At 71.1% G+C, this 4,957-nt stretch carries 4 protein-coding genes; 1 reads left to right on the forward strand and 3 read right to left on the reverse strand.

What is annotated here, in order from left to right:
• From ACWEVN_RS46520 to ACWEVN_RS46530, 3 genes are all read right to left on the reverse strand, one after another.
• Nucleotides 1-1,292: AAA family ATPase (locus ACWEVN_RS46520; protein ID WP_452055539.1), on the reverse strand; the 1,292-nt coding region annotated here is incomplete at its 3' end.
• Nucleotide 1,293: 1 nt separating this feature from the next.
• Nucleotides 1,294-2,454 (reverse strand): exonuclease SbcCD subunit D, encoded by a 1,161-nt coding sequence (locus tag ACWEVN_RS46525; RefSeq protein WP_452055540.1) that lies wholly within the window; start codon nucleotides 2,452-2,454, stop codon nucleotides 1,294-1,296.
• Nucleotides 2,455-2,489: 35 nt separating this feature from the next.
• A complete protein-coding gene (locus ACWEVN_RS46530; protein WP_452055541.1) occupies nucleotides 2,490-4,232 on the reverse strand; it encodes an ATP-binding protein in 1,743 nt (580 codons plus the stop codon).
• 564 nt (nucleotides 4,233-4,796) lie between these two features.
• Between ACWEVN_RS46530 and ACWEVN_RS46535 the strand changes: the two genes are divergently transcribed.
• Nucleotides 4,797-4,957 (forward strand): HU family DNA-binding protein (locus ACWEVN_RS46535; RefSeq protein ID WP_452055542.1); only part of this gene is annotated, 161 nt, incomplete at its 3' end.

A 4,957-nucleotide genomic window follows, 5' to 3' on the forward strand; every position in this document is an offset into this window, starting at 1 on the left:
ACCGCGGCCGCCGACGAGCGCCTGCAGGCAGCGGTGCGCTTCGCCACCCGCGCCGCTTCCGCCGACAGGTCCCCGAGATCCTCCGGCGGCCGAAGACCGGCGAGCCTGTCCCGCTCCTGCCGGGCGCGGGCGGCTTCGGCGGCGGTGTCCTCCGCCGCCCGAGCGGTCCGGTCCCGGTTTTCCCGGGCCGCGTCGAGGACGGACACCACTTCGCTCGCAGCCGTGGCGGCAGCTTCCTTCGCCTGCTTCGCCGCTTCCGCTGCTTCGCCGAGCCTTGGGAGGGCCTGCTCGACGTCGGCGAGTTCGGTGTGCGCGGCGCGGATCCGTTCCAGCTCACTGCGCGCGGGAGCCGCGGCGAGGGCGGCCCGGGCCGCCTCGTCCGCCGTTTCCGCCGTCTCCAACGCCGTCCGGGCCGTGGTGACCGCGTCCGCCGCTGCGCGCCGCCGGGTTTCGAGGTCTTCGACGCCGTCCGGGCGCTCCACACCGGCGAGGACTTCCAGTTCCGCAGCGAGCTTGGCGACGCGTTGGCGGGCTTCGTCGTACGTACGGGTGGCCTCGTTCAGCCCCGGCAGGGCCGCGGTCACCCGCGCGTCGAGCTCCTCCAGGGCCGTCATCCGCGCGGCGAGCCCGGCGACGGCTTCCTCGGTGGCGTCGGCGTAGCTGCCGAGCTGTTCGGTGAGGACGGCGGCACGCTGCTTCTGCTGCTCCGCCGTCACGCCCGCGCGGCGGCCGATCCGCTCGTAGACCTCCAGGCCCAGCAGCTTGATGAGGATCTTCTGCCGGTCCGCGGCCTTGGCGTGCAGGAACTCGGCGAAGTCGCCCTGGGGCAGGGCCACGCAGGTGCAGAAGTGCTTGAACGTCAGCCCGAGCAGGCGTTCGACCGCCGGGGTGACCTCGGAGTCCGCGGCGACCGCGTCGGCGTCGTCCTCGGGCCCGCCGAGCGCGGTGGGATCGATGAGCCGTTCCAGGCGGACGTTCTTGACGCTGACCGTGGGTTTCTTGCCGCCGCTGCGCCGGACTTCCCGCACCACGTGGTAGCGGGCGCCGCCGGCGTCGAAGACCAGCCGCACGGTGGCGCGGTTGACCGTCGGGGCGAGCGCGGGGGCGACGAGGCCTTCGTGGTCCCAGCGGGCGACCGAGCCGTACAGGGCGAAGGTGAGCGCGTCGATGACCGTGCTCTTGCCCGCGCCGGTCGGCCCGACGAGCGCGAAGTAATCGGTGTCTTCGAAGCTGATCTCGGTCTTCTCTCGGAAGGACGCGAAGCCGGTCATCTCCAGCAGCACTGGCCGCATGTCACACCTCGCTCGTCTCTTCGTCGTGCAGCCGCGCGAAGAGCGCCTGCACGCGCTTGTCCTCGACCGTGCGTTCCGCGCAGTAGCTCGCGAACAGCTCCCCCGGCGAACGGTCCGCGACCGCGCGGTCGCCGTTCGACGTCGTCACCGGCGCGGCGAACTCCGGGTCGATGCGGATTTCCAGCGCGTTCGGCAGGGCTTCCTGGATCTCCTCCCGCAGGCCCGCCCGGGTCGGTTCACGGAGGTAGACGCGCAGGTAGTCCTCGCCGAACTCCGCGGCGCGCGCGGTCAGCTCCGCCACCGTGCCGTGGACCGTGCGCAGCTTCCGGCCCGCTTTCAGGGGGATGTCGGTGATCTTCGCCGGTGTCGTGGGGCTCACCTCGACCGAGAGCACGACGCTGGTGTTGTCCTGCTCGCCGAAGTCGACGGCGAACGGAGAACCGCTGTAGTGCACCGGGCACGCGGCGGGCAACGACTGGCGCCGGTGCAGGTGGCCCAGCGCCACGTAGTGCGGATCGGCGCCGAACGCCGTGGCGGGCACGTGGTACTCGAAGATGGACTGCGCCGCCCGCTCCCCGCCACCCATCGCCCCGCCGGTGACCGTCAGGTGCGCCATGACGAGGTTCACCGCGCCCGGCGTGAACCCGGTCTTGAGGTGCTCCAGGATGTCGCGCACGCGCTGGTCGTACTGGCCGACGTTGTCCGCCGGCGTCCCGGCGAGCAGCTCGGCGGCGCGCACCGCGTAGCGCTGGGAAAGGAAGGGCAGCACGGCGACGTTGACGCGCTCGCCCGTCGAACGCGCGTCGAACGAATGGACCCCGCCGTCGTGGACCGGGCGGGGATCGCCGGTGAGCTGGATACCCGCGGCCCGCAGCAGCGGCCGGTACGCCTCGAACGTCGCGGCGTGGTCGTGGTTCCCGGCGATGGCGAGCACCTCGGCACCGGTTTCGCGCAGCGCCATCAGCGCCCGCACCACGAGTTCCTGCGCGGCCGCCGAGGGCGCCGACGTCTCGTACAGGTCGCCCGCGACGAGGATCGCGTCGAACGCCTCGTCCCGCGCGATCCGGACGATTTCGCCGAGCACGGCCCGCTGCTCGTCGAGGCGGTTGCGCCCCTTGAGCGTCTTGCCGATGTGCCAGTCGGAGGTGTGCAGGAACTTCACCCTTCGTCCTTCCGTTCGAGTGGTGGGCGGTGGGCTCAGAACGGCGGCGAGTCGTCACCGAAGGGGTCGCTGCCGCGCGAAGGGAGGCCGGCGAAGGGATCGGACTTCTTCGATGCGGCCGTGGTCGTGGGGATCGTCCCGGCCTCGGAGAGCCGCGTGGCCCAGGCGGGGAACGGGAAGCCGACGGCGATCGGCACCGGGATCTCCGGCTGGCTCACGAACATCGTGCCCGGCGTGGCCAGGGTCGCGCGGACCCGCTGGCTGGCCGGGAGGAACCCGTACTCGGGCCGCGAAGCCTCGGCGGCGTCGAGGCGGCCGACGATGCGCACCGAGCTGTTGCTGACGATCCGGCGCTCGACCTCGCTGGCGGTCTGCTGCGCGCCGATCAGGATGACGCCCAGGGAACGGCCGCGTTCGGCGATGTCCAGCAGCACCTCCTTGATGGGGCTGCTGCCTTCCCGCGGCGCGTACTTGTTGAGCTCGTCCAGCATGGTGAACAGCAGCCCGCCGGGGCCGGCCGCCTCCTTGCGCGCGGTCTCGGTCGCGAGCGTCACGCCGACGACGAACCGCTGCGCGCGCTCGACGAGGTTGTGGATGTCCACCACGGTCACCTGCTGGTTCTCCGTGGACAGCGAGCGCGCGGGGTGGTCGGCGAGGTCGCCGCGGATGAGGCCGGACAGCGCGCGCTGGCTCGAGCGCAGGCGGCGGATGAAGGCGTTGACCGTGCCCGCGCCGGTGACCGCACCCGCCCAGCTCGCCCGGGTTTCCTCGTCGGTGACGCGCTCGCAGATGACGTCGACGAGCTCGGCGTAGGTGCGGCACAGAACGCCGTCGACGTTCGCGGCGCCGTCCTTGCCCGCCGGCGTGCTGTCCAGGCGCAGCCGGTTCGCGACCTGGTGGATGACCATCGTGTACTGGTTGCGCTCGTCCTCGGCGTCGGCGAAGACGTAGGGCAGCAGGTCCTTGGCGCAGAACTCCGCGATGGTCCACCAGAACGCGCCCACGCCCGAGGTCCGCCCGGTCACGTAAGGCTTCCCCGTGGTGTCCGACGGCGTCGGCGGCGCGTAGAAGCCGACGGAGGCGAAGGGCTCCGCGGGCAGGCCGAGCTTGGCGTACTCGGCCTTGAGGTTTTCGTCGAGGTGGACGTTCGGGGTGTCGAGGAACAGCAGGTCCTCGCCCTTGACGGAGAAGACGAGGGCCTTGGCGTTGTGGGCGTTCGGCAGGGCGCCGCCGCGGAAGATCGAGTGCAGCAGGAACAACGCGAACGACGTCTTCGTGGCCACGCCGGAGACCCCGCTGATGCTGACGTGCGCGCCGCGGGTGCCGTCGAGGAAGTCCATGTTGAGGTAGACGGGTTCGCCGTCCCGGCCCAGGCCCACCGCCACTTGGCGGGTCATGTTGTCGAAGTACAGCGCCTGCGCGCGATCCTCCCCCACGGCCCGCTCGACCCGGCTGCCCGGCTTCGGCGGCACGTAGCACTCGGGCTCGACGCGGGTGGTGGCGATCTCGGCGATCTCCTGCACCTGGGCGGGCAGGACCCCGTCGGAGATCAGGAAGACGTCGCTGCCGAAGCTGGCGCCTTCGTGCCGCGCGGTCACCTGCGTCACGACGCCGTAGGAGGTGACTTCGCCGAGCCCGGGCAGTTCCCTGCGCGTGACGACGACGTCGTCGAGCTGCAGGTAGGCATCGGGATCGATGGCCACGCAGAACTGCAGCGGCGTCGAGTCCTCGGTGCCTGCCACCCGGCCGACCACGGTGGTGAGCGTCTCCTGGTCCACGGTTCTCCCTGTCTCACCCGGCGCTTCCTCCCGCGGCAGACTAGCCCGCCGGTACGACAGTCCCGCGCCCAACACGGCGCTGCCGCCACGGGGGTTCACGCAGGCCGGCACTGCGCCGAACGAGTGAGCTCACCCTTCGGGGACGGCCTTTCGCCCCCGCCGCGGGCATTCGGCGGGGCGTACCGGTTGCGCCGCAACGCCGGGGCTGCCGGGGCGGGCCGCGATCCCCGGCCGCCGCACGGGATCGGGGGCGGGTGGGACCGGTCACCCGCCGAGGGGGCTGCTTCGGCGTGTCGCGGGAAAAGTTCTCCGGAAGGGCCTCGGGTCCTATATGGACGACCACAGTGGACGGCGCGAGTACCGTGTTTTGCCTGCTCAGAGGCATGGCGGCGGTTCGCTTTGCGATACGGGTCGCGTCCGGAAGGGGGTCTTGAGGAGGCGGAACCCGCCCCCGTACAAGGAAATATTTCGACCCCCGGTTGGATTTTGTGCGGTATTGGTAATACCGTGTGCAGTGTCGGCCGAGATGGGCCGTGACTAGTAGTTCCACTATGGAGGACTGGAATGACGAACAAGGCCCAGCTGATCGAGGCGCTGTCGGAGCGTCTGGGCGACAAGAAGGTGGCTTCGCAGGCCGTTGACGGTCTCGTCGACATCATCATCCGGACGGTCAACAAGGGCGAAAAGGTCAACATCACCGGCTTCGGGGTGTTCGAGAAGCGCGC

The sequence above is a fragment of the Amycolatopsis sp. NPDC003861 genome, from assembly GCF_053605405.1.